General features: G+C 50.0%; 18 protein-coding genes, 1 tRNA gene and 1 other RNA gene. 4 read left to right on the forward strand and 16 right to left on the reverse strand.

What is annotated here, in order from left to right; all coding sequences use genetic code 11:
• Positions 1-151: 151 nt before the first annotated feature.
• Positions 152-2,818: a transglycosylase domain-containing protein gene (locus QOX44_RS02345; RefSeq protein ID WP_283681070.1), complete on the forward strand. Its 2,667-nt coding sequence runs from the start codon at positions 152-154 to the stop codon at positions 2,816-2,818.
• 90 nt (positions 2,819-2,908) lie between these two features.
• Here QOX44_RS02345 and QOX44_RS02350 read toward each other — a convergent pair whose 3' ends face one another.
• The 8 genes from QOX44_RS02350 to QOX44_RS02385 form a co-directional block, all read right to left on the reverse strand.
• A complete protein-coding gene (locus QOX44_RS02350; protein WP_283681071.1) occupies positions 2,909-4,768 on the reverse strand; it encodes a hypothetical protein in 1,860 nt (619 codons plus the stop codon).
• Between the two features lie 101 nt (positions 4,769-4,869).
• Positions 4,870-5,475, reverse strand: coding sequence for a cytidylate kinase-like family protein (locus QOX44_RS02355; protein ID WP_283681072.1), 606 nt, complete (start codon positions 5,473-5,475; stop codon positions 4,870-4,872).
• 1 nt (position 5,476) lies between these two features.
• Entirely contained in the window at positions 5,477-7,327 is a 1,851-nt protein-coding gene (locus QOX44_RS02360; protein WP_283681074.1) for an ABC transporter ATP-binding protein, read from the reverse strand.
• Positions 7,324-9,519 carry an ABC transporter ATP-binding protein gene (locus QOX44_RS02365; protein WP_283681075.1) on the reverse strand — a complete coding sequence of 732 codons (2,196 nt, stop codon included), beginning with the start codon at positions 9,517-9,519 and terminating at the stop codon, positions 7,324-7,326. The genes QOX44_RS02360 and QOX44_RS02365 overlap by 4 nt, the downstream gene beginning before the upstream one ends.
• A 9-nt stretch (positions 9,520-9,528) precedes the next feature.
• Positions 9,529-9,978: a MarR family winged helix-turn-helix transcriptional regulator gene (locus QOX44_RS02370; protein WP_283681304.1), complete on the reverse strand. Its 450-nt coding sequence runs from the start codon at positions 9,976-9,978 to the stop codon at positions 9,529-9,531.
• 155 nt (positions 9,979-10,133) lie between these two features.
• Positions 10,134-11,777, reverse strand: a complete 1,644-nt coding sequence (locus tag QOX44_RS02375; protein WP_283681076.1) for a Na/Pi cotransporter family protein — start codon at positions 11,775-11,777, stop codon at positions 10,134-10,136.
• 12 nt (positions 11,778-11,789) lie between these two features.
• Complete coding sequence (locus QOX44_RS02380; protein ID WP_283681077.1) at positions 11,790-11,945, reverse strand: hypothetical protein; 156 nt, start codon at positions 11,943-11,945, stop codon at positions 11,790-11,792.
• 150 nt (positions 11,946-12,095) lie between these two features.
• Positions 12,096-12,509 carry a hypothetical protein gene (locus QOX44_RS02385; RefSeq protein WP_283681078.1) on the reverse strand — a complete coding sequence of 138 codons (414 nt, stop codon included), beginning with the start codon at positions 12,507-12,509 and terminating at the stop codon, positions 12,096-12,098.
• A 136-nt stretch (positions 12,510-12,645) separates the two neighbouring features.
• Between QOX44_RS02385 and ffs the strand changes: the two genes are divergently transcribed.
• From ffs to QOX44_RS02400, 3 genes are all read left to right on the forward strand, one after another.
• Positions 12,646-12,907: signal recognition particle sRNA large type (gene ffs / locus QOX44_RS02390), an RNA gene on the forward strand.
• A gap of 77 nt (positions 12,908-12,984) precedes the next feature.
• Positions 12,985-13,560 (forward strand): tRNA adenosine(34) deaminase TadA, encoded by a 576-nt coding sequence (gene tadA, locus QOX44_RS02395; protein ID WP_283681305.1) that lies wholly within the window; start codon positions 12,985-12,987, stop codon positions 13,558-13,560.
• A 30-nt stretch (positions 13,561-13,590) separates the two neighbouring features.
• Positions 13,591-13,678, forward strand: a tRNA-Ser gene (locus QOX44_RS02400).
• Between the two features lie 121 nt (positions 13,679-13,799).
• On the opposite strand, the gene QOX44_RS02405 is transcribed toward QOX44_RS02400, so the two are convergent.
• From QOX44_RS02405 to QOX44_RS02440, 8 genes are all read right to left on the reverse strand, one after another.
• A complete protein-coding gene (locus QOX44_RS02405; RefSeq protein ID WP_283681079.1) occupies positions 13,800-14,744 on the reverse strand; it encodes a TIGR03943 family putative permease subunit in 945 nt (314 codons plus the stop codon).
• Between the two features lie 24 nt (positions 14,745-14,768).
• Complete coding sequence (locus QOX44_RS02410) at positions 14,769-15,917, reverse strand: CobW family GTP-binding protein (RefSeq protein ID WP_283681080.1); 1,149 nt, start codon at positions 15,915-15,917, stop codon at positions 14,769-14,771.
• Positions 15,918-16,211: 294 nt separating this feature from the next.
• Positions 16,212-17,588, reverse strand: coding sequence for a hypothetical protein (locus QOX44_RS02415; protein WP_283681082.1), 1,377 nt, complete (start codon positions 17,586-17,588; stop codon positions 16,212-16,214).
• Positions 17,589-17,841: 253 nt separating this feature from the next.
• A complete protein-coding gene (locus QOX44_RS02420; protein ID WP_283681083.1) occupies positions 17,842-19,125 on the reverse strand; it encodes an aminotransferase class I/II-fold pyridoxal phosphate-dependent enzyme in 1,284 nt (427 codons plus the stop codon).
• Entirely contained in the window at positions 19,122-19,607 is a 486-nt protein-coding gene (locus tag QOX44_RS02425) for a metallopeptidase family protein (protein ID WP_283681084.1), read from the reverse strand. The genes QOX44_RS02420 and QOX44_RS02425 overlap by 4 nt, the downstream gene beginning before the upstream one ends.
• On the reverse strand, positions 19,604-19,786 hold the full coding sequence (locus tag QOX44_RS02430; RefSeq protein ID WP_283681085.1) for a ubiquinone biosynthesis protein UbiE: 183 nt from the start codon (positions 19,784-19,786) through the stop codon (positions 19,604-19,606). The genes QOX44_RS02425 and QOX44_RS02430 overlap by 4 nt, the downstream gene beginning before the upstream one ends.
• Positions 19,787-19,934: 148 nt before the next feature.
• Entirely contained in the window at positions 19,935-21,083 is a 1,149-nt protein-coding gene (locus QOX44_RS02435; protein WP_283681086.1) for a toxic anion resistance protein, read from the reverse strand.
• Positions 21,084-21,112: 29 nt separating this feature from the next.
• The gene (locus tag QOX44_RS02440) at positions 21,113-22,345 is read right to left on the reverse strand and encodes a 5-bromo-4-chloroindolyl phosphate hydrolysis family protein (protein ID WP_283681087.1); all 1,233 of its coding nucleotides are present in this window, start codon (positions 22,343-22,345) and stop codon (positions 21,113-21,115) included.
• Positions 22,346-22,382: the final 37 nt, after the last annotated feature.

Below are 22,382 nucleotides of genomic sequence, written 5' to 3' on the forward strand. Positions count from 1 at the left end.
CGGATACGGTATCTCCATTTTGCATGATCAGACAGCAGCTTTTTCCTTTTCCTATAGTACCAAAAAAGCCCCTGCTTTACAAGTGTGGAATAAGGTTCCAGAAAACAGAGATACTGTTAACAAACGGATGTAAGCAAAGGAGGACCTGTTTATGAACAAAAAGACGCAGCCAAAAAAGGAGAGCGCCCATACGGGCAGCGTGCCAGATATCCCAAAAATCCCCAAAACACACCGCTCCCGGAAAATTCAGCTTCGCAGCCTTCCCTGGAAACGGATCCTTGTGCTGACTGCCGCAGCCCTTTTCGCCATTTTTTTTATTTTTTCTGCTGCGATATGGCGTCTGATCGCTGCCGCGCCTGATATTGATGATATCACCGTCTCTCCGACGCAATCCGCCACCTATATCTGCGATCAGGAGGGAAATCCGCTGCGCCGTCTGACACTGTCCTCCTCCAACCGCGACATCATTCCACTTAACGAAATACCAGAAGCGATGCAGCATGCGATCATTGCCATTGAAGATGAGCGATTTTACTCCCACGGAGGTATTGATATCCGGGGGATTGCCCGCGCCTTCTGGTCCGGTATCACAAACGGTTCTTTTTCAGAAGGGGCAAGTACGATCACGCAGCAGCTGATTAAAAATAACGTATTTACGGAATGGACTCTGGAAACCTCCTTTCAGGACCGTTTTTCCCGGAAGGTGCAGGAACAGTATCTCGCAATTAAGCTTGAAGACCGCATTTCTAAGGAACAGATCCTGGAGGATTATCTCAACACGATCAATCTCGGCTCGGGATGCTACGGCGTGCAGGCGGCGGCCAGACGCTATTACGGTAAAAACGCCTCGGAGCTGACGCTTTCAGAATGTGCCGTGCTCGCTGCGATCCCCCAGAATCCCAGCCGCTACAATCCGGTCACAAACCCGGATGCAAACAAAAAACGCCAGCAGACTGTGCTGAACTATATGCAGGAACAGGGCTATATTTCACAATCTGAAAAAGAAAGCGCATGTCTGGACGACGTCTACGCGCGCATCCATGCCTTTAATGAAACTTACAACGAAGAATCTGTGTATACGTATTACGAGGATGCGCTGATCGATCAGGTCACAGAGGCGCTCCAAAAGGAAGCCGGTTATTCTTCTGACCAGGCGTACCGCGCCGTATACAGCGGTGGTCTGCGCATTTTCTCTGCTCAGGATCCGTCCATTCAGAAAATCTGTGACGAAGAATTCCAAAATCCTGAAAATTTTCCGGATGGAACACAGTATGGCATTGATTATGCCCTAAGTGTCTCTGACGAAACGGGGCTGGTGACACACTATGGCTCAGAAGCACTGCGCAGCTATATTCGTCAGACGAAGGATCCTGCTTTTGATCTGATGTGCGAGACAAAAGAAGAAGCGCAGACCTGTGCAGATCTGTTCCGGTCACATATTTTAGGAGATGCTCCTTCTCCTTTGCAGGTGGTCGGCGAACGCCTCACTCTGTCTCCGCAGCCTCAGGCGTCTCTTGTTATTATGGATCAGAAAACCGGGTACGTGCGCGCTATTATCGGAGGCCGCGGCGAAAAAACTGCCAGTCTTACACTGAACCGTGCGACTGAGACAACCAGACAGCCCGGATCGACCTTCAAAATCCTTACCGCATATGCCCCGGCGCTTGACGCATTCCATCAGACGCTCGCCACATCCTACAAAAACGAGCCCAGTAAATACAGTGACGGTACCCCCATCAGCAACTGGGACATTACCGATTACTCCGGTAGCGCCACGATCCGGGAGGCGATCGCACGCTCGATCAATGTGATCGCAGTAAAATGCATCACCGAGATCTCTCCGCAGACCGGCTTCGAATACGCCAGACGTTTCGGCATATCCACGCTCCACGAATCCTATGAAACCGCACAGGGAACCTCCTCCGATATCATCCAGCCGCTTGCACTCGGCGGCATTACACAAGGTGTAACCAATCTGGAACTGTGCGGCGCATATGCCGCCATTGCAAACAGCGGGACCTATATAGAGCCAAAATTTTTCACAAAGGTCATGGACCGGCACGGCAATGTCCTTCTGGATCACACACAGCAGGAGACACATTCTGTTCTGTCCGAAGAGACGGCTTTTTTGCTGACAGACGCTATGGAAGACGTTGTCTCCTCTCCATCCGGCACTGCCTACGGCTCGGTCTTTGCGGGAGGACACCGTGTTGCCGGAAAAACCGGCACTACCTCAGACTACAAGGATATCTGGTTTGTCGGCTATACCCCTTACTATACCTGCAGTGTCTGGGGCGGCTATGACAACAATCAGGCGCTGCCCTCCGGCTCCTCCTTTCACTCCTACAATAAGGCGCTGTGGTCCGCCGTCATGGAACGGCTCCATGCCGGTCTCCCTCAAAAAGACTTCTCCCGACCGGACTCCATCGTCTCTGTAACCCTTTGCAGTGACTCACATAAGCCTGCCGTCCCGGGAGCCTGTCCCAGAACGTACGAGGAAGTTTTTGCCGCAGGGACACAGCCCCGAAGAGAATGTGCCCTCCACGAGCCCGCTCCACAGACAGAGATACAGACAGACTCTGTGATTATCTATCCGGATATCTTTGAAGAGCTCATCCCGGAGACGGAAACCCAGACAGAAACACAGACCGAAACAATTACGGAAACAGAATCAGAGACAATGATAGAAACAGATATAGAAACGGATATGGAAATAAATACAGAATCAGAGATGGAAACAGAGTCAAACCAGCCGTCCACTCCCGATACCAGTCCTCTTGATGAGCTTCTGGAACAGCTCAATACAATCGCCGGCTGAGACGCCGGGTCCTTCAAAAAAGAAGGGGTGCAAAATACTGCCAAATGTATTTTGCACCCCTGTATTTTATGTTTTTGTGTCTGTCTCTGCTTATTCTTCAGCCGCACTGTCCAAAGCGCTTTCCGTCTCCGTTTCGAATTCTCCTGCATCTGTTATCATCTGATCTTCCAGTGCAGCTTCCACCGCATCCGTTGCGCTATCCTGTGGGACAAACTGTCCCGCCCAGACATTGACATTTGTCAGCACCTCATTCACGAGATCCACGAGCTCACCTTCCGTCATTTCCAGAACAACCCGTTCCTCCTCCGGTGCTGCCAGCTCACCCGGATCTGCTGTGACGGATACCTCTCCGCTCACACCAAGCGTCTCTCCCATAGAAGACATTGAAAGCTCATCCACCGTCCAGATAAATCCGCTGCCTTCCTCCGGCTGCCGGAATGTACTGTCAAGCTTCATCTGTATGGAGTCTGCCCCATCCGTAAATTCTACGTCTGCATTCAGATCACCCGTCTGCGCATCAAAGGTCGCTGTGAACGGAATGATCATCAGGCTGTTCATATCCTCGCTCCACATGTACACATCATATGTGCCGGAATAGGTCTGCACCGTTCCATTGATCACAGAATCAATATTGCAGAGGATCGTTGCCGTATCATAGCCTGTACTCATAGTAAACTTATATCTGAGACCTTTTCCCGGGTCTGACGGATCAGCATACGTAAAATCGCAGGTCATATAGCCCATCTCGGTCTCTTCCATCACAACCGCATCGGTCACAGCCTCCGGCTCTTCTGCCACAGCTGTATCGGTCACAGCCTCTGACTCTTCTGCCACAGCCGCATCGGTCACAGCCTCTGACTCTTCTGCCACAGCCGCATCGGTCACAGTCTCCGGTTCTTCTGCTACAGCCGCATCGGTCGCAGCCTCTGACTCTTCTGTCACAGCTGTATCGGTCGTGCCTGCGGTCTCCCCGGTAAGCATTTCCTCATACTCCGGCTCTGTATTCCCGGTATTGTCAAGCGCTATCATGCTTTCAAAGTGGTAGCCCTGGATCAGGCCATCCTTCACAGTAATATCTACAGACAGCTCCTCGCCCATTGCCTGCTCCAGGGAAGCAAGCGACTCCTGCCAGGAGGCACTCAGCTCCTCTTCCATCTCTGATTCGAGCGTCTCCGTGCCTGCTATGCCAAGCTCGGAAAGTGCAGACACATACGCTGCCATGTAGGATTCATAAAACTTCAGGATATCCTCTGTCGATACAGTTACGGTATAAACAGAAGTATCGCCCTTTTCCTCTTTTTCTACGGACGCCTGCTCTACCGTCTCGATCGCGCGGGAGAAAACCTCATCCTTCAGCTGATCAAACGCTCCTGCCACAGGGGTAGTCAGACTGCCGGAGGGATAAAAACTCATCTGTATATCCGGGAAATCTTCCGGTATTTCTCCCAGGATCTGAGCAAGCGCCGCCTGTCCATACTGCTCCTTCAGGCTTCCTGCGTGCAGTGACAGCGCCCCTGCAAAAAACTGCGGCAGCGAAAGTGCCAGACAGTTTTCATCTCCATACAGACTCATATCAAGCAAGGATTCCTCTGTCAGTCCTGCTCCTGCGTCAAACTGCCACCTGTGCTGGTTCGGATCATTGCGGAAACCGAAAGAAATATGACTGTCCTCGCTCAGGATTCCTTCCACACCGGCCATGCCGATCGTCTCCGGCAAAAGCCCTGCCTTTACCTGCACGGAAAAGCCATTTTCCTTCATCGCCTCCCCCAGTTTGGAAGCCCCCAGAAACTCACTGAGCAGCGACTCCGGCTGTGTCTGTGCCTCGCTCTGCGCCCGGAAAATCTCTCCAAGCTCCTCTGCAGGCGCTGCAAATGCTGTTGTCTGAAAAATCATAGATGCTGCAAGAGCCGCAGCTCCTGTCTTTGCCATAAATGTTCTGAATCTGTGCATATTACCCCTCCTCCTAAAAGATACGCTCATCATAGCATACCGCTCCTAGCATTTCAATCAATCTAAGATTATCTTAAGAAAAAGGGGCTTCTGCTCTTTTATCATATGCCCTGCGCAGTTCTCCTGATGATCTCCGAGCACTGTCCAAGACCGAGTGTAGAGCTGTCAAGCACGAGGTGATACCCGTTCTTGTCATCCCAGCTCATGCTTGTATTTGCGTGGTAAAAGTTCGCACGCCTTCTGTCAAAACGCTTTAACACGTTTTCTACATTATTCGCAGGAACTCCATAAGCCTCCACTGCACGCTTTTTTCGGAACTCGCGGTCCGCATGTATGAACACGCGCAGCACATCCCTGCGATCGCGCAGGATCCACCCGGCGCATCTGCCAACGATCACGCACGGTCCGCTCACTGCCATCTCTTTTATGACACGCTCCTCTGTGACGTACAGCGCTCCTTCCTCAGAAAGTCCGTCCCGCTCGCCCTTCATGACCTTAGCTGCCATTCCGATCGAATAGAGAAGGCTGTTTGACGTTGTCTCCTCAAGATGCAAAAGCTGCTCCGGAGCAGTGTGCATCAGGGCCGCGGCGCGGTTTAACACCTCCTGCCCGTAACACGGGATGTCAAGCTTTCCTGCCACCCGCTCTCCGATCTCATTTCCTCCTGATGCATACTCTCTCTCAATCGCAATAATATTGTACTTCATCCTAAATCGCCTCTGCCCTTTCAAACTGGCTATTGTACAGTCCCGCATAGAAACCGCCCTTAGCCATCAGCTCTTCATGGTTCCCCTGCTCTATAATGTCGCCGTCCTTCATGACAAGGATCAGATCTGCGTCACGGATCGTGGAAAGTCTGTGTGCGATAACAAAGCTCGTTCTGCCCTCCATCAGCGCGTCCATCGCCTTTTGGATCTGAGTCTCTGTCCTCGTATCCACGGAAGACGTTGCCTCATCCAGGATCAGGATCCGGTTATCTGCAAGGATCGCACGCGCGATTGTTAAAAGCTGCTTCTGTCCCTGCGATACATTGCTCGTCTCCTCATTGAGCTCCATCTGATATCCGCCCGGCTGCTGCATGATAAATTTATGCACATGCGCCGCCTTCGCTGCCGCGATCACTTCCTCATCCGTCGCATCCAGACGTCCATACCGGATATTTTCCATGATGGTACCGGAGAACAGCCACGTATCCTGCAGCACCATTCCGAACATCTCCCGCAGATCGCTGCGGTCAAAGTCACGCACATCATGTCCGTCTATCTGGATACTTCCTGCGTTTACATCGTAGAAACGCATCAGCAGCTTGACCATCGTAGTCTTTCCTGCTCCTGTCGGTCCCACGATCGCAATTTTCTGTCCATCTGTGATCCTGGCAGAAAAATCCTTGATGATCGTCTGCTCGGGATCGTATCCGAATTTCACATGGTCAAAAGTCACATTTCCTTTCAGATCTGCGATATCCGCCGGATCCGGCACCGTCTGATCCTCCTCGTCCTCATCAAGGAACTCGAAAATACGCTCAGACGCTGCTGCGGTAGACTGCAGCAGATTCGTAACCTGTGCGATCTGCTGGATCGGCTGTGTAAAATTGCGGATGTACTGGAAAAAGGACTGGATATCTCCGACCTCGATCGCGTCCCGGATCACCATAAAGCCTCCGAGGATCGCTACCATCACGTAGCCCAGATTTCCGATAAACTGCATGATCGGCATCATAATGCCTGAGAAAAACTGTGATTTCCAAGCAGTATTATACAACTTCCGGTTGATTTTTTCAAACTCCTCCACCACATCTTTTTCTTTATTAAATGCACGCACGACCTGATGACCGCCGTAGATCTCCTCAATCTGACCGTTCACCTCACCAAGATACTGCTGCTGCCCGCGGAAGAATTTCTGTGAATGTGACATCACAAATCCGATCACGCCCATGGAAATAGGGAGGATCACAAGCGCTGCCAGAGTCATCCATACATTAATACTGATCATCATGATAAATACACCGACCAGCGTAGTCGCGGATGTGATAAGCTGTGTAATACTCTGGTTGAGACTCGTCTGTATAGTGTCCACATCATTTGTCACACGGGAAAGCACCTCTCCTGTCGTCCTGCTCTCAAAATATTTCAGCGGAAGTCTGTTGATCTTCTGAGAAATATCTTTTCTGAGACTGTACGTGACGTCATTGGAAATCCCGCTCATAATAAATCCCTGTATAAATGTAAACGCCGAGCTGCACACATACAGCGCCATTACAAACAGGAGGATCTGTCCGATCTTTCCGAAATCAATGCCACCTGTACCCCCGATTTTTGCAACGATCCCATTAAACAGCTCTGTTGTCGCTTTTCCTAAAATCTTCGGCCCCACGATATTGAAGATCGTACCTGCCATTGCGGCGATCGCCACAAGGATCAGCCGGAGCTTATATTTACTCATATACCGGAGTATTTTCTTCATACTGCCGGAAAAATCTTTTGCTTTTTCGCCGCCCATTCTCATTGCCCCGTGTCCATGCGGTCCTCTCGGAAGGGCTGTTCTCTTTGTCTCACTCATCCTGCCAACTCCTCCTCTGACAACTGTGATGTGGCGATCTGGCGGTAAACCTCACAATTCTTCATCAGCTCCTCGTGAGTGCCCTTTCCAGCCATTTTGCCTTCATCCAGAACAATGATCTGATCTGCATGAAGGATCGTACTGATCCTCTGCGCAACGATCAGCGTCGTGATATCCTTTGTACTCTCCTTCAGCGCCCGCCGCAGCGCGACATCTGTCTTATAATCAAGCGCAGAAAAGCTGTCGTCAAAAATCAGGATCTCCGGTTTTTTGGCGATCGCACGCGCAATCGAAAGCCGCTGCTTCTGTCCGCCTGATACATTCGTACCTCCCTGTGCGATCGGCGAATCATACTGTTCTTCCTTTTCCTCAATAAAGTCAGAGGCCTGTGCGATCTCTGCGGCTGCCCTTACCTCTTCTTCACTCGCCTGCGTCCGTCCATACCGGATATTTGAGTCAATCGTACCAGAAAACAGAATGCTCTTTTGCGGCACATAGCCAAGACGCGCGCACAGGTCTTCCTTTGTCATATCGCGTACATCGACCCCGTCAACGCGTACCGCACCCTGCGTTACATCGAAGAAACGCGGGATCAGATTGATCAGCGTACTCTTTCCGCTTCCTGTACTTCCGATAAACGCGACCGTCTGGCCCCGCTCCGCCTTAAAGGAGATATCCTCAAGCACCTTTTCATCTGCATCCGGATACGAAAACGATACATGATCAAATTCTACGACGCCCCTGACATCTGCATCCGGCGTCTGCGGCGTCTGCGGGTCGCAGATGGTTGACTGTGTATTCAGCACCTCATAAATACGCTTTCCGGCAACATTCGCACGCGGGATCAGAATAGACATCATCGTGATCATTAAAAATGACATGATGATCTGCATCGCATACTGGATAAATGCCATCATATCACCGACCTGCAGCGTGCCTGCGTCAATCGCATGTGCGCCGCTGTAAATGATCAGTACGGATACGCCGTTCATAATAAGCATCATGATCGGCATCATAAACGTCATGCAGCGGTTGACAAAGAGGTTCGTTTTCATCAGATTACGGTTTGCCTCTTCAAAACGCTCCTCCTCGTGCTTCTCTGCGCTGAACGCCCGTGTGACCATAATACCGCTGAGGATCTCTCTTGTCACAAGGTTGACGCGGTCAATAAGTGTCTGCAGCTTTGTAAAGCGCGGCATCGCTACCTTAAACAGCACCGCGATCACAAGCATGATCAAAACAACCGCCAGTCCGATGATCCAGCTCATAGATACATCCGAGTGCAGCACCCTCAGCACGCCGCCCAGACCAAGGATCGGGGAGTAGAGGATCAGACGAAAGCCCATAGCCAGAAACATCTGGATCTGCTGGATATCATTGGTGCTCCTCGTGATCAGTGAGGCTGTCGAGAAATGATTGAACTCCTCGCTTGTAAAGCCGATCACCTTGCGGTATACATCATTTCTCAGATCATGCGCGACCGCTGCCGCTACACGCGCAGAGCAGAAGGTAACTGCTACAGACGCAAGCATTGCGATCATCGCAAGCAGGAGCATTGCTCCTCCGGTCTTCATGATATAGCGGATCTGCAGATCTCCGAGATCCTCACCGAGCGCCTCATACTCCTGCTTTACAAACTGGACAGCATACTGCGCTGTCATCGTATCCGGCATATCCTCAAACTGCCCGCTGATCGCCTCTGCGACCTGAGCACGCTGCTCCTTCGGCATCGCCTTTACCATATCAAGCGCAGACATGTCCTGCATATCCGCCGCCGGCATATTTCCCATGTCCGGCGCATTTGCACCCTGCATCATGGCAGCTGCTTCCTGTCCATCCATCTGCATCAGAACGCCTGTCACCAGCTCTGCTTTCTCAAGCACGGTTCCCAGCTCTTTCCGTTCTTTATCAGACAGATCTTTGAGGACATATCTGCCATCCTCCTGTGCATAGCTTTTCTCCAGAAGCTGCCGTGCATCCTCATCCAGAAACAGCTCCAGACTCTGCGCGGTCTGCTCCCGCATCTTCTCGGGCACTCCATCCTCGATGCCGCTTTGCTGAATCCCTTCATTTACGATCCGCGACGTATAATCCGGCAGCTCCAGATCACAGTACGCCTGAAGGAACAGCAGACCAACGATTAACGCTACAAATCCTGCCGAGCTCTTCAGATATTTTGCCAGTTTTACCATAATAACCTCCTATTCCCGTTTCTCCTGTCTCATATTTTCTGTCATCCGCTTCAAAAATCCGCGCAAAAGCTCCTGCTCCTGCGCAGAAAATCCCTTCGTCAGTATCCTCTCATTCTCATTAAAAAGAAGATCAAGCTCTATCTGGATATTTTTCCCTTTTTCTGTCAGATATATCCTGCTGATCCTCTGGTCAGAGGCATCTGCCTTCTTGTATACAAGCCCTGCTTTCTCAAGCCGCTGTACGGTGACGGTGACAGTCGGAGGTTTGATATGGATCGTGTCCGCAAGCTCCCGCAGGCTGATTCCCTCCTGTCTGGAAATATTGATCAAAACAGGAAGCTGCCCCGGATGAATTTCCAGCTCTTTAAATTTGTTAAAGTTCATTGACGAATAATTGTGTATCAGCCGCACGACGCAGGCAGTCATACTGTCATTCTGGTCGTCCATCATACATTGCATCGTCTCCACCTCGCCTTCCTTTTAATTAGTTGACTAATAATTAGTTGACTACGTGTATTATAAACTTTTTCACAAAAATTACAAGCTGTTTTTGTGCACTTTATAAAATTTTTAGCAACCGCCCGGCCCTCAGGCCGAATAAGCGGTTACTGATCTTATATCCGTTCTACCATGTTCAGCACCTCATCCGCGATATTCAGCGAATGATCTCCGATCCGTTCAAAGTCTGTGAGCATCTCTGAGAATAACACGCTGCCTTCATCTGAGCATGCTCCGTCCTGGATCCTTGCGTACATATGATTGCGGAACTGGACTGTCATATCATCCATCTGCTGTTCCATGCAGGCAACGGTGCTGTGCCACTCTCTGTAATTTGCAGGCGTTTCCTGCAGCAGTACAAAAAGTCTCTGACAGATTTCTTTCATTTCTGTCAGCTCATTCTGTGCCTGCCTGGAAAACGTAATATGCTTTTCTGAGAGCATCTTTGCATACCCCGCAATATTCACAGCATGGTCGCTGATCCGCTCGACATTGCCTGCAATAGAAAATAAAGCATTAAATATCCGGCTTCCTGATGTTGTCGTCTCAAAGGACACAGCTGAGGTAATATATTTAGAAATTTCTTTATTCAGAAAATCTACATACTCTTCCCTGCAAAGCACCTGGTCCAGCATCTCCCTGCTTCTCTTCTCGACCGTGTCAAATGCATCCTGTACATTCTCGCCGGCCATATCCATCATCCGGAAAAGCTCTTTTTTGATCCCTTCCACACAGACCATTGACGCGCCGAGCTTCTCTGTACGGATGTGCTTCAGATCCAGCAGATACTGCACCCGCATACCGTCCCCGGTCTGTCCGCCTTTTTGATCCTTCAGGATCATCATTGCTATTTTGCCAAGCCATGTGCCCACCGGAAGTAAAAGCAGAGTTGTGACAACATTGAACATTGTATGCAGATTGGCGATCTGAGCCGGTGCATTTCCGGGCGTCCAGCTCTCTACCACCGGTATGATCGGGCTGGCAAGACACAGGACCGTAAATACTGCCGTACCAAAAACATTAAACATAATGTGGATCAGTGTTGTTCTTCTCGCGTTTACATTTGTTCCGATAGATGCCAGCAGCGCCGTAATACACGTACCAATATTCTGACCGAATAATACAAACGCAGCGCTTCCCAGTCCGATCGCCCCGCTGTCTGCCAGTGTCTGCAGGATACCGACAGACGCAGAGGAGGACTGGATCAGTGCGGTAAATATCGTTCCTGCCGCGATACCCAGAAGAGGATTTTCAAAATTCGTCAGGATACTTACAAAATCTTCCGATGCAGCCAGCGGCTTCATTGCCTCCCCCATCATATCCATGCCGATAAACAGGATCCCGAGTCCTGCCAGGATCTCCCCCGTATGCTTGATCCGCTCATTCTTTAAAAATACAATTGCCGCCACTCCGAGAAAAGCCAGAAGCGGAGCGATCGCTCCGACATCGAGTGCGATCAGCTGTCCTGTGATCGTCGTACCGATATTTGCACCCATAATGATCCAGATCGCCTGGTTCAGCGTCATCATTCCTGAGTTTACAAATCCCACAACCATAACTGTAGTAGCAGAAGAAGACTGGATGATCGCCGTGATCAGCGCGCCTGCCAGTACGCCGGTAAATCTGTTTGCGGTCAGTTTTTCCAGTATACTCTTCATCCTGTTGCCGGCTGCCGATTCCAGTCCGGCGCTCATCATCTGCATTCCATATAAAAACAGCGCCAGTCCTCCGAGTAATCCCATCATATATGTAACATTCATAATCTATATTCCTCACTTCTCTTTTTTCTTCTCGTTTTCTGTCTCTTTTAAGCCGGCATCCGCTCTGTCATCCTTTTTGAAAGAGCCTCCGTTGTCAAACCACCAGCCCCAGATTCCTACTCCCAGTACAACAGCGCATAATACGCCCATCAAAATATTCTGTCCCATAAGTTCCTCCTGTCAGGAGCATACAGAAATAAGCATACCCGTATCTGTATGCTCTAAAAAAATATGCAATTATTCCATACTCACACAATGGTATTGTGTTTACGCAAAATAAGCCTGCTTTTCATCAGACCAGCTAATTGGGAATTTAGATCAGATTCGTTTTTTTCCATCAGATTTGTGTATATATTCTGTGACAAGCTCATACGGGCATCCCGATACGACACAGGCATCCTCCAGCCCCACATGAGAGTTCCGGCATTTCAGAAAAAAGGAATCCTGGCATAAAAATCCAAATGACACTCCGGATCCTCTTCTTTGATTTGCATGGCGTAAAATTACAGCCCCAAAATCCGCATTTCTGCGGATCCCCATCATCTCTGAGGTACAGCTCCTTGCTCCGGTAAGCACTGCGCAGGAGGTCCGCAGACAGGATTCAGATTCCTGACTGTGTTCCGATGTGCACATAAATGCCGCGTCCACTTTCAGATCTTCCCCAAAAATCCCGGAAAGCATCATGACAAGTGCCAGGATCAGACCTGCCAGTTTATGAAATTTTGTGCGCATACTGACCCCTCCTTTCACGCTCCGGGAATGCAATCCAATTAAACATAATATTTTCTGTCCGCTCCGTCAAGTCTTTTTTCTCATGATGGCGGGAAAGTGTTGACAACACCCAAAAAAAACTGTATAGTTAGGGGGTCCGTGCAACTGGGGAGTTAGCGGTGCCCTGTACCTGCAATCCGCTACAGCAGGAGTGATGCCGAACGGAGGGCACTTTGTTGTAAAGCTGCCCCTGATAAGTGATGTTGACATTTGGGTCTTGCGCAACAGAAATCCGTGAACCGTGTCAGGTCGGGAACGGAGCAGCACTAAGCGGAACCTTCTGTGTGCCGCAAGGCAGCCTGGATCGAGTTAACTGTCAGGGTAACGTTTATGGCGGGTGTTCGAAGGGAGGTGCACGGATTTTTATTGTGCTGCGGATACTTCGCAGCCGTATTTTGTTTTAGCTTTTACAGGGAGAAGAGATTCGGTGATCACGATACCAGACGTTTCTTTAGAGACAGATGAAAAATTTATGCGTGAAGCGATGCGGCAGGCAAAAAAAGCGTACGCACTTTGCGAGGTACCGATCGGCTGCGTGATCGTCTATGAAGGCAGGATCATTGCCCGCGGCTACAATCGCCGCAACACAGATAAAAACACAACCTCTCATGCAGAGATCAATGCGATCCGCCGCGCCAGCAAAAAGCTCGGCGACTGGAGACTGGAGGGCTGTACGATCTATATCACCCTCGAGCCATGTCAGATGTGTGCCGGCGCAATCGTCCAGTCGCGTATCACACGCGCTGTCATTGCCAGCATGAATCCAAAGGCAGGCTGTGCAGGCTCCGTTCTGAATCTGCTTGAAATGGATGGCTTTAACCATAAAGTGTCCGTCACCCGCGGTGTGCTGCAGGAGCAGTGCAGTACCATGCTCTCTGCTTTTTTCCGTGAGCTGCGTCAGCAGAAGAAGCTGCTGCGCGAACAGGCAGCCGCAGCGCAGCCATCCGGCGAAACCCCGGAAGAAATTGCGGAAACTGCGGAAGAAACTGCAAAAGAAATTGTTGACTGCTGACCCGCTCTGTTTTATAATATAAAGACGCGTGGAGATGTACCCAAGTGGCTGAAGGGTCCGCACTCGAAATGCGGTAGGTCGGGCAACCGGCGCGAGAGTTCAAATCTCTCCATCTCCGTCAGACAGGGGATATTGCACAGATGCAATATCCCCTGTCTTTTATTTCAGAAAATGAAACTATCACTTTATGAACCGCGCGCGGCGATTGTGCTGTTGCACACTCTTTTTTATAGTCCGGATCAATTAAAGTATACCAGATCCTCCTGCGGCGCTCCGGTCAGCTCATATGATTCTGCGTACAGTACAGGTCCTTCCTCTCCGTACTCGCTGGAATATTCGTACTTTATCGTCGCAGTCAGCCAGATCCACTGGCGTGATTTCAGCAGATCTGCAAATTCACTCTTGCACAGGTAGCCGACAAACCGGATGTCATCCTCACAGCAGGTCATCGCATTGCGCCCCGGCACAAACACACCGTCCGGAAAACGCCTGGACTTCATGACCTTTGCACGGAAGCGGACCTTTTTCCCATTATACCGATCCTTCGCCTCAAACGCATCGAGATACCACAGACCATAATCAATATCCTCGATCTGGATCACATCTGCGTTCAGGTCATACGGAGGAACATCCATTCCAGGATCGATCGGGTCGCCCTTCGCATCCTCAAAATAAACCATTGCCCGCGGATTCAGGCCGCGTACAGTCCGGCGAAACGACTGAAGATCCATCTCCGGCGTACAGCGGTTAAAAATCACCATCTCCGTATTCAGAAACAGATTACTCAGAATACTGCGCATATTATTCAGATAAACCGGGAACGTGCTCCCGTCCACGATCGTGATCACCTGCACGATCTCCATACTGAACGGAAGCTCATTGGTAAACAGCCACTCACTGTTCCACATCCCGTTAAGCTCAATAAAAATCCGTTTTGGACGGTAATGCTTCTCGCACATTTTTAAAAATCCGCCGCTAAACTCGCTTTCCTCATCAACCGTGATCATAGAAATATTCATATCAGACAGCGCTTTTTCATCGTATTCCTCCTCACCCTCTTCACAGAGGATCAGCAGGCCCGGCTGTCCGTCATCAAAATCACCGCCCATGAGCACATCCTGTAAAAACAGAGTCTTTCCACTTTCCAGAAAACCATTGATCAAATAAACAGGTATTTGCTGCATGACACTCACCCTTTCCGCTTTCTTTTAAAGCTGGAACAGCTTTTCAAGCTCTGCCTCACAAAGTCCGGAGCCGATCACGCAAAGCCTTCCCGTATAGTCCGCTGCTCCTGTCCTTACCTCATACTCTCCTGGCACCAGATCAAAATGAAGCCATGTGCCGTCTGTGCATGGAACCATTCCCTTTGCGCGCAACACAATACCAAACTCCTCTGATCCACAAAGCGTATGAAGGATCTGTTCCATCTCATCTCTTGTATACTTTCTCGGCGTCTCTCTCCCCCAGGAAGTAAACACCTCATCTGCATGATGGTGATGATGCCCATGCTCATGGTCGTGACCGCAGCCGCAGTGCTCGTCATGCTCATGATGATGCTCATGCTCATGGTCATGACCGTAGCCGCAGTGCTCATCGTGCTCATGATGGTGCTCATGCTCGTGGTCGTGCTCATGGTCGTGACCGCAGCCGCAGTGTTCGTCATGCTCATGGTGGTGATCATGCTCGTGGTCGTGGCCGCAGCCACAGTGCTCATCGTGCTCGTGATGATGTGCTTCTTCAAGGAGCAGCTCTGCCAGCGCATCTGTTCCCTCCATCGCATGAAGGATCTGTTCACCAGTGAGCTCCTCCCATGGCGTCGTTACAATGACAGCCTTCGGATTTTTCTCACGGATCAGCTCTGCCGCCTTCATCTGCTTTTCTTCTGAAAGCTTCTGCGTGCGGCTCAGGATGACAGTCGCTGCACTTTCAATCTGATTATTATAAAATTCCCCAAAGTTTTTCATGTACATCTTTATCTTGGCTGCATCAGCTACAGTCGTAAGTGCATTGAGGACAAGCCCCGCTTCCTCCGCTGCGTCTTCTACTGCTGCCCTGACATCAGAAAGCTTGCCAACGCCGGACGGCTCAATGATAATCCGGTCCGGTGAAAATTTCTGTGTTACTTCCTTCAGCGCTTTTCCGAAATCACCGACCAGAGAGCAGCAGATACAGCCAGAATTCATCTCTGTGATATTAATCCCTGCATCCTTTAAAAATCCGCCGTCAATACCGATCTCCCCGAACTCATTCTCGATCAGCACGATCTGCTGTCCGGCAAATACCTCTTTGATCAGCTTTTTAATCAGTGTCGTCTTTCCTGCTCCCAAAAAACCTGAAATAATATCTACCTTTGTCATCGCTCATCCTTCTTTCTGATATTTGAACTCATTAGCGCCGGCATACAAAAAGTAGCCTTCCCTGTACACCAATGCTAAAAGCATTGTGGATTTATTTCCAGTATTTCCATCAGACTGTATAGTACACCAAAAATCTATAATTTGCAAATTTTTTCAAATAAAAAACAGAGCTGCCGGAAACGCTGCAATACAGAAGAACCTCCCATCAGTATCTGTACTGCAGCCTCACAGCGCTCTGTTGTGATTTTTAATTTTTATTTTTCTGTCCCGGCTTTCCTGCGAAAGCTACTCCTCTTACTCCTCTACTTCTTCCAGTTTCTCCCGGTACATAAAGAACCATACTGCCAGAAGCAGCAGCCAGCCGATTTTTCCGATCGAGCCAACGATATTCGATATTTCAGAATTTACAATTCCTGAAAGCAGATCGACAATGGATACGAGCGCCAAAAGGATATGGATCGCTGCCACATAAACGGAGACCTTTCCATAGCTCTCTCCCTCACTGCTGTTTAAACGGCATGTCTTGATCGTTGCCAGATGACAGAAATAGTACATGATCACCATCATCGCAACCGCGATCATAAGGATCATCGCCGCACCTGCTCCAATTATGACCGGAAGTGTCCCTGATACCCAGGAGGAGATCACGACTGCAACAGTGATCACCAGCAATACCGCTGTAACAGCACATGCAACAACCATATTGATCAGAACCGTCGCTTTTACAAAGCCAAATCCGATACCGGACATCTCCTCGCCGTTCTTTTTAGCGGTAACAAAAATCATCCACAGACCGATCAGAAACAGAAGATCTGGAATGTGCATTGCAAGATTTGCAAACAATGCCCCGGAATCCAGCATGGAAAGAAGCGATGTAACGCTTCCTACATAGCCTGAAATCTGAGCCGGAAGCTCAAATCCTTCGATCAGCCGAATTACCTGCGAATAATTCATCTCTCTGAGGAATACTGCTGCGATCGTTCCTGCAAAGTACAGCGTATTCAAAATCGCGATCGCCAGGAATATCGGTGACTGCAGCATCCTTCTGGAGGCTTCTCTGATCTGGCGCGCTTTATAGCTTCCTGCAGCTGCGGCTCCTGCCCCCATCCCCGGCGCGGGAGTGCCCTGGCGCATCGGCGCCTGATAAGGCGGCTGTCCCTGAAAAGCCGGACGGCCTGGCTGACCGGAATATCCATTAGCCGGTCTCTGCGGACGATTCGGCTGCGGAGCACGATCCATCTGACCGGAACGACCATTTGACGGCTGACCGGAATGTTCTGTACGCACCGTGCGGTTCGGCTGAGCCGCCTGCATCCCCGGCTGATAAGCGCCCTGACCTGTTCTGGCCTCATTTGGCCTTCTCTGTGCCGACTGGCGCGGTCTTCCCTGAGAGCCGGCTCCCTGCGGTCCCCTCGCAGGCTCCTGCTGACCATAGATCTGAGGGCCGCTTCTCATTCTGCGCTGCGGTCTGGTCGCTCCTGCTGACTGGCTGACGGCGCGCTCTTGCGCAGGCTGCTGTGTCTTTTCCGGTCTGTTCTCCTCTTTACGGTCTGTATCAGAGGCCGCCTGCACACTCTCCTGCCCGCTCGTATCTATAAATGGATTCCCGCACACCTCACACTTTGTGCTGCTGTCATCTCCCACATTCCCGCATACTATACATCGCTTCATTTTCGATATTTCCTCCTGCGTTTCTATTTCTCTGCCCTCACTGCGGATACACAAAGCTTATGTGTCCGTTCTCTTCCTGCCGATACTGCTGTCCGCTACGGGCCATACAGCTCCAAAACAAATTCTTTAATATTATATCCCAATTCCACATACAGGGCAAGCAAAAAAAGCCAATAATAAAGGACTGCCGCGAAGGGGTTGTCTTCTTTGCAGCAATCCTTCTTTTTTCATGTTCTTTTTTTGCCTGTCTCTCCTACTGTGCAAGCAGCTTTTCCAGACTCACCAGCTTTACACTGAGCACAAAAACCTCTGCTGCCAGCGCAAGCTCCTCCGGCGTCGGGAATGACGGGGCAATTCTGATATTGCTGTCCTTTGGATCCTTTCCATATGGGAATGTTGCTCCGGCTCCTGTCATCGTCACACCGGCCTCCTTCGCCTTTGCCACGATCTTCTTTGCGCATCCCTCAAGAGAATCAAAAGAAATAAAGTATCCGCCCTTTGGCTTTACCCAGCTTCCGATTCCAAGTCCGCCCAGCTCTTGGTCAAGGACATCAAGCACCGCCTCAAACTTCGGCCGCAGGATATCCGCATGCTTTCTCATATGCTCCCGCATCCCGTCCATATCTCTGAAAAAGCGCACATGCCTCAGCTGATTCAGCTTATCATGCCCGATCGTCTGATAGAACATTGCTTTTCTCGCATCTGCCAGATTGGCCTCAGACGCTGCCATCGCAGCGATACCGGACCCTGGAAAGCTCACCTTTGAAGTAGAGATGAACTTGTATACAAGATCCTCATTGCCCGCCTTTTCGCACTCTGTCAAAAGCTCAAGTATCACATCCTGATCATCGTCATACAGATGATGGATCGAATATGCGTTATCCCAGAAAATACGGAAATCAGGAGCTGCCGGCTTCAAATGCGCAAACCGCAGGACCGTCTCATCTGAATAAGAAATACCGGTCGGATTGGAATATTTCGGCACACACCAGATACCCTTGATCGAATCATCCTCTGACACAAGCTTCTCTACCATGTCCATATCAGGACCAGTCTCAAGCAGCGGCACATTGATCATCTCAATGCCAAAAAACTCTGTGATCCCGAAATGTCTGTCATATCCTGGAACCGGACAGAGAAACTTCACTTTATCCAGCTTTCCCCACGGCGTATGACCGCAAACACCCATTGTCATTGCGCGCGCCACCGTATCGTACATCACATTCAGACTGGAATTGCCATAGATCAGGATATTTTTCTCCGGCACCTCCGACATATCTGCCAACAGTCTTCTGGCCTCAGGGATACCGTCCATAATGCCGTAATTGCGGCAGTCCACGCCTGCTTCACAGACCATGTCAGACTCGCTGGTCAGCACATCCATCATTCCGTTGGACAGCTCAAGCTGGGCGTTGGAAGGCTTTCCTCTCGACATATCAAGCTTCAGGCCTTTTCCTTTGATCTCTTCAAATTTTGCTTGCAGAGCAGCCTGCTCCTGTAAAAGTTCTTCCCGGGTCATCTCCGTATATGCCTTCATAATATCTCCTCCTCAATTGCAGTTGTCCCTGTATCACAGACATTTGTCCGCTTATTAAGACTCGCTTCATCTATTCTATATCCCGAAGCCTTTTCCGTCAAGTATTTTTCCTCCTGTTTCCTGTATTTGTACTGAGAAACAGCCACCGCATCTTCGATTTCAAGGTCCCGCTCTCCCGCAAGAGATTCCAGATGATGTCGGAACTCATGCAGCAGCACCCTTCGTATCTCCTGTCTCCAGACCACATCCGGGCAGGTACGAAAGCACGCTGCAAAAGATCCATAATACAGGACCACAAAGCGCCCCAGATAACGGTCTCTGTGATATTCGCCCATAACAAAAAGGTCATGGTCCACCGCAGCCGGATGCAAACGGCTGTGTTCCTGAACCATGACTCCGCCGCTTAGCTCCCGGAAAAATTCCTCCGGGAACGTATCGGCTGTTTCTAGCGTTATCTCCTCAAACTGTTCAAATGTGATCATTGTATCTTCCCCATCAAAAGGCAGTCGCGGCTGTGCTCACATTTGCCGTATGCACAGTCTGCTCCAGTCAGATGCCGCCTTCCCGTCTCATCCTCTTCAAACTCGCACACGACCATTCTCGTCTGATTCTGCGCCTTACAAAATCCACTGACAAATTCTTCAGAAATATTTTCTTCCATACAATAAGCTCCGTCCTTACTCTTCGTCCTCTTCCTCTGCGATCACGCCTGAAACAGAACTGATCGTGCTGACTGCTACCACAACTGCTACAATCACAACAAATAAAATTAAAACAGCAAGAAAAACCTCCATAATAAACTCCTTTCCCTATCGATGTATCTCCAGAAGCTTGTTTTTGAGCTCTGCTTCCATTCGATCCAGCTCCTCCTGCGCCGCAAGACGCTTCTGTCTGCCGTCTTCCTGAATCTTCATCACCTCATCAAAGGTAGAGATCAGTGCCGCGTTCGTTGCTTTTAAGGTCTCCAGATCTACAATGCCGCGCTCCGCCGCCTTCGCACTCTCAACAGTCGCCATCTTGAGAGACTGTGCATTTCTGCGGAGCAGCTCATTCGTCATGTCTGTCACCTCACGCTGCACCTTCGCTGCCTGATTCGCATGCTCCACACCGAGCGCGATGACCATCTGACTTTTCCACAGAGGAACCGTATTGACCACCGTAGACTGTATCTTCTCAATCATCAGAGAATCGCTCGACTGCACCAGGCGGATCTGCGGCGCAGTCTGGATCGCGATCATCCTGGTCAGCTCCAGATCGTGCAGTTTTTTCTCAAAACGCTCACACAGACCCTCCAGATCCTTCGCCTCCTGCGCATCCTCAGGAAGGCCTGTCCGGTTTGCTTTCTCCACCAGTCCGGTCAGCTCTGTACTGCGTGTCTGTGCGAGCTTTTTCTTTCCGGCAAGAATATACATGGACAGCTCCTTAAAATAGGAAAGGTTCAGACCATACATCTTATCCAGGACTGCCACATCCTTCATAAGCTGCATCTGATGCCCCTCCAGCGCCTCACATATCTTTTCTACATTCACTTCTGCTTTTTCATACTTTGCCTTCATCGCAGTCAGCTTATTCCCTGATTTTTTGAAAAAGCCAAAAAACTTGTTTTCCTCTTCCTCCGCATCAAAGCTCTTCAGCTCTGTGACAAGGCTGGAGATCATATCGCCGACTTCCCCAAGATCCTTCGTCTTTACATTTTTAAGCGCATTCTCGGAAAAATCCGCCATCTTTTTCTGAGTCCCTACACCGTACTGCAAAATCCCATTGGAATCATGCAGATTGATCTGCTGGCTGAACTCATCTACCATCCTTCGCTCTTTCTCTGATAGTATCTCCTCCGTAAGCTGCGGTTCTGCTTTTGGCTCCGGCTGGCTCTCCTGCAAAACCGGCTCCTCCGGCTGGGCACCAAAGGTCAGCACCGGCTCCGGTGCATCTGTAAAAGCTTTTAATTCATCGCCCATCCCTTTTTCCTCCTGTTTCCTGAACTCATCTATTTCTGTGCAAATCCACTTTCTGTCAGCCCCTCCTGTGCCAGCATATTATGCAGCACCGTAATATCGGAGGAAATATCCCACGCTGTCTCTTCAAAAAAACTGTCCAGCAGCTTTTCAAAAGCGGCATTAATCGTATCCAGCGCTTCCTCTATCTCTCTTTTTGTATGCTCAATATTGTCTCCTGCGATCGGCTGCTCGTCCAGCTCACAGTATGCGTCCAACAGCTTTTTTGTGGTCGGAAGGTAATAGCTCATCATCTTTTTCAGGTCATCCGCTGAATCAGGATGCTTCTCCACCTCATAGAATATCCTGGAAATGACCAGCTCAAGACGGTCCAGCTTCCTGGAAAACTCCATTCCTTCAATTCTGTCATTGCAGGCGCGTATATGTGCGATATATCTGCGTCCCTCTTCTATGATCTCACGGCATCCGGGATCCAGCTTTGTATCAGCGCTGCCGCTGGCTGCCTGCGCACTTTCTTTTTTACCATCTGACTTCTGATTTTTCTGTTCTGCCGCTCTTATCTCATACGCTTCCTGTGCAGTCAGATACTGGCGGTATGTCTCTCCGTCCGTAATCAGAAGCGTCTCCTTCCGGTCGAGGTACCCTTCCTTAAAAAAACCGCGCCGGATCATCTTTTTCAGATCTTTGCGCACGTATTTATGGCTTTTTCCCGTTGCAGACGCAAGCTCCTCGATCAGGCAGTACGTACGCTCTCCCATAATATCACAGTACCTGCGAAACCGCTTTGCCAGCTTTACCCTGTCACTTCCCTCGTCTGCAAGTAAAAAGCTGCATCCAAAGAACAGCGCAAACAGTACCGCCACCCACATCCTGGAAAGCCCCAGGGAAAGAGCGACAATCAGATAAATGGAAAATGCCAGGCCAAACATCCCACACAGGCCGTAGCCAACCCACTTCATCACATTTCCTGTGATCTCTCCCGGCACACGCATTCCCGGATACTTCATCCGGTCAATATGCACATGCACCGTATTCTCCCGTCTGCGCTGCGCCCGGTCCGGCTCTCTGTCTTTGTGCTGCTCCTGTTCCTTCTGCTGCATATTCTTGCGTATCCGGTCCGCAGCCTCCCGGTTCGTATACTGGTAGATATCATTCACAACATTTGTGATCGTGCTGCCAAGCTGTGAAAAGTCTCCGCTGTCCACTGCATCCTGCACCAGCTTTTTTATCTGATCACCGGCATTATACCAGTCATTCCTCGTCATCCCTATCGTCTCCCCAATTCATTTGAAAAGAGTATAC

This window comes from Parablautia sp. Marseille-Q6255, assembly GCF_951230155.1.
GTDB lineage: Bacteria > Bacillota > Clostridia > Lachnospirales > Lachnospiraceae > Choladousia.

What these genes read in the sequence shown, in the direction of transcription:
- QOX44_RS02345 (WP_283681070.1), top strand. Translation starts at nt 152, where the DNA reads ATGAACAAAAAGACGCAGCCAAAAAAGGAGAGCGCCCATACGGGCAGC.
- QOX44_RS02350 (WP_283681071.1), bottom strand. Translation starts at nt 4,768, where the DNA reads ATGCACAGATTCAGAACATTTATGGCAAAGACAGGAGCTGCGGCTCTT.
- QOX44_RS02355 (WP_283681072.1), bottom strand. Translation starts at nt 5,475, where the DNA reads ATGAAGTACAATATTATTGCGATTGAGAGAGAGTATGCATCAGGAGGA.
- QOX44_RS02360 (WP_283681074.1), bottom strand. Translation starts at nt 7,327, where the DNA reads ATGAGTGAGACAAAGAGAACAGCCCTTCCGAGAGGACCGCATGGACAC.
- QOX44_RS02365 (WP_283681075.1), bottom strand. Translation starts at nt 9,519, where the DNA reads ATGGTAAAACTGGCAAAATATCTGAAGAGCTCGGCAGGATTTGTAGCG.
- QOX44_RS02370 (WP_283681304.1), bottom strand. Translation starts at nt 9,978, where the DNA reads ATGCAATGTATGATGGACGACCAGAATGACAGTATGACTGCCTGCGTC.
- QOX44_RS02375 (WP_283681076.1), bottom strand. Translation starts at nt 11,777, where the DNA reads ATGAATGTTACATATATGATGGGATTACTCGGAGGACTGGCGCTGTTT.
- QOX44_RS02380 (WP_283681077.1), bottom strand. Translation starts at nt 11,945, where the DNA reads ATGGGACAGAATATTTTGATGGGCGTATTATGCGCTGTTGTACTGGGA.
- QOX44_RS02385 (WP_283681078.1), bottom strand. Translation starts at nt 12,509, where the DNA reads ATGCGCACAAAATTTCATAAACTGGCAGGTCTGATCCTGGCACTTGTC.
- QOX44_RS02405 (WP_283681079.1), bottom strand. Translation starts at nt 14,744, where the DNA reads ATGCAGCAAATACCTGTTTATTTGATCAATGGTTTTCTGGAAAGTGGA.
- QOX44_RS02410 (WP_283681080.1), bottom strand. Translation starts at nt 15,917, where the DNA reads ATGACAAAGGTAGATATTATTTCAGGTTTTTTGGGAGCAGGAAAGACG.
- QOX44_RS02415 (WP_283681082.1), bottom strand. Translation starts at nt 17,588, where the DNA reads ATGAAGCGATGTATAGTATGCGGGAATGTGGGAGATGACAGCAGCACA.
- QOX44_RS02420 (WP_283681083.1), bottom strand. Translation starts at nt 19,125, where the DNA reads ATGAAGGCATATACGGAGATGACCCGGGAAGAACTTTTACAGGAGCAG.
- QOX44_RS02425 (WP_283681084.1), bottom strand. Translation starts at nt 19,607, where the DNA reads ATGATCACATTTGAACAGTTTGAGGAGATAACGCTAGAAACAGCCGAT.
- QOX44_RS02430 (WP_283681085.1), bottom strand. Translation starts at nt 19,786, where the DNA reads ATGGAAGAAAATATTTCTGAAGAATTTGTCAGTGGATTTTGTAAGGCG.
- QOX44_RS02435 (WP_283681086.1), bottom strand. Translation starts at nt 21,083, where the DNA reads ATGGGCGATGAATTAAAAGCTTTTACAGATGCACCGGAGCCGGTGCTG.
- QOX44_RS02440 (WP_283681087.1), bottom strand. Translation starts at nt 22,345, where the DNA reads ATGACGAGGAATGACTGGTATAATGCCGGTGATCAGATAAAAAAGCTG.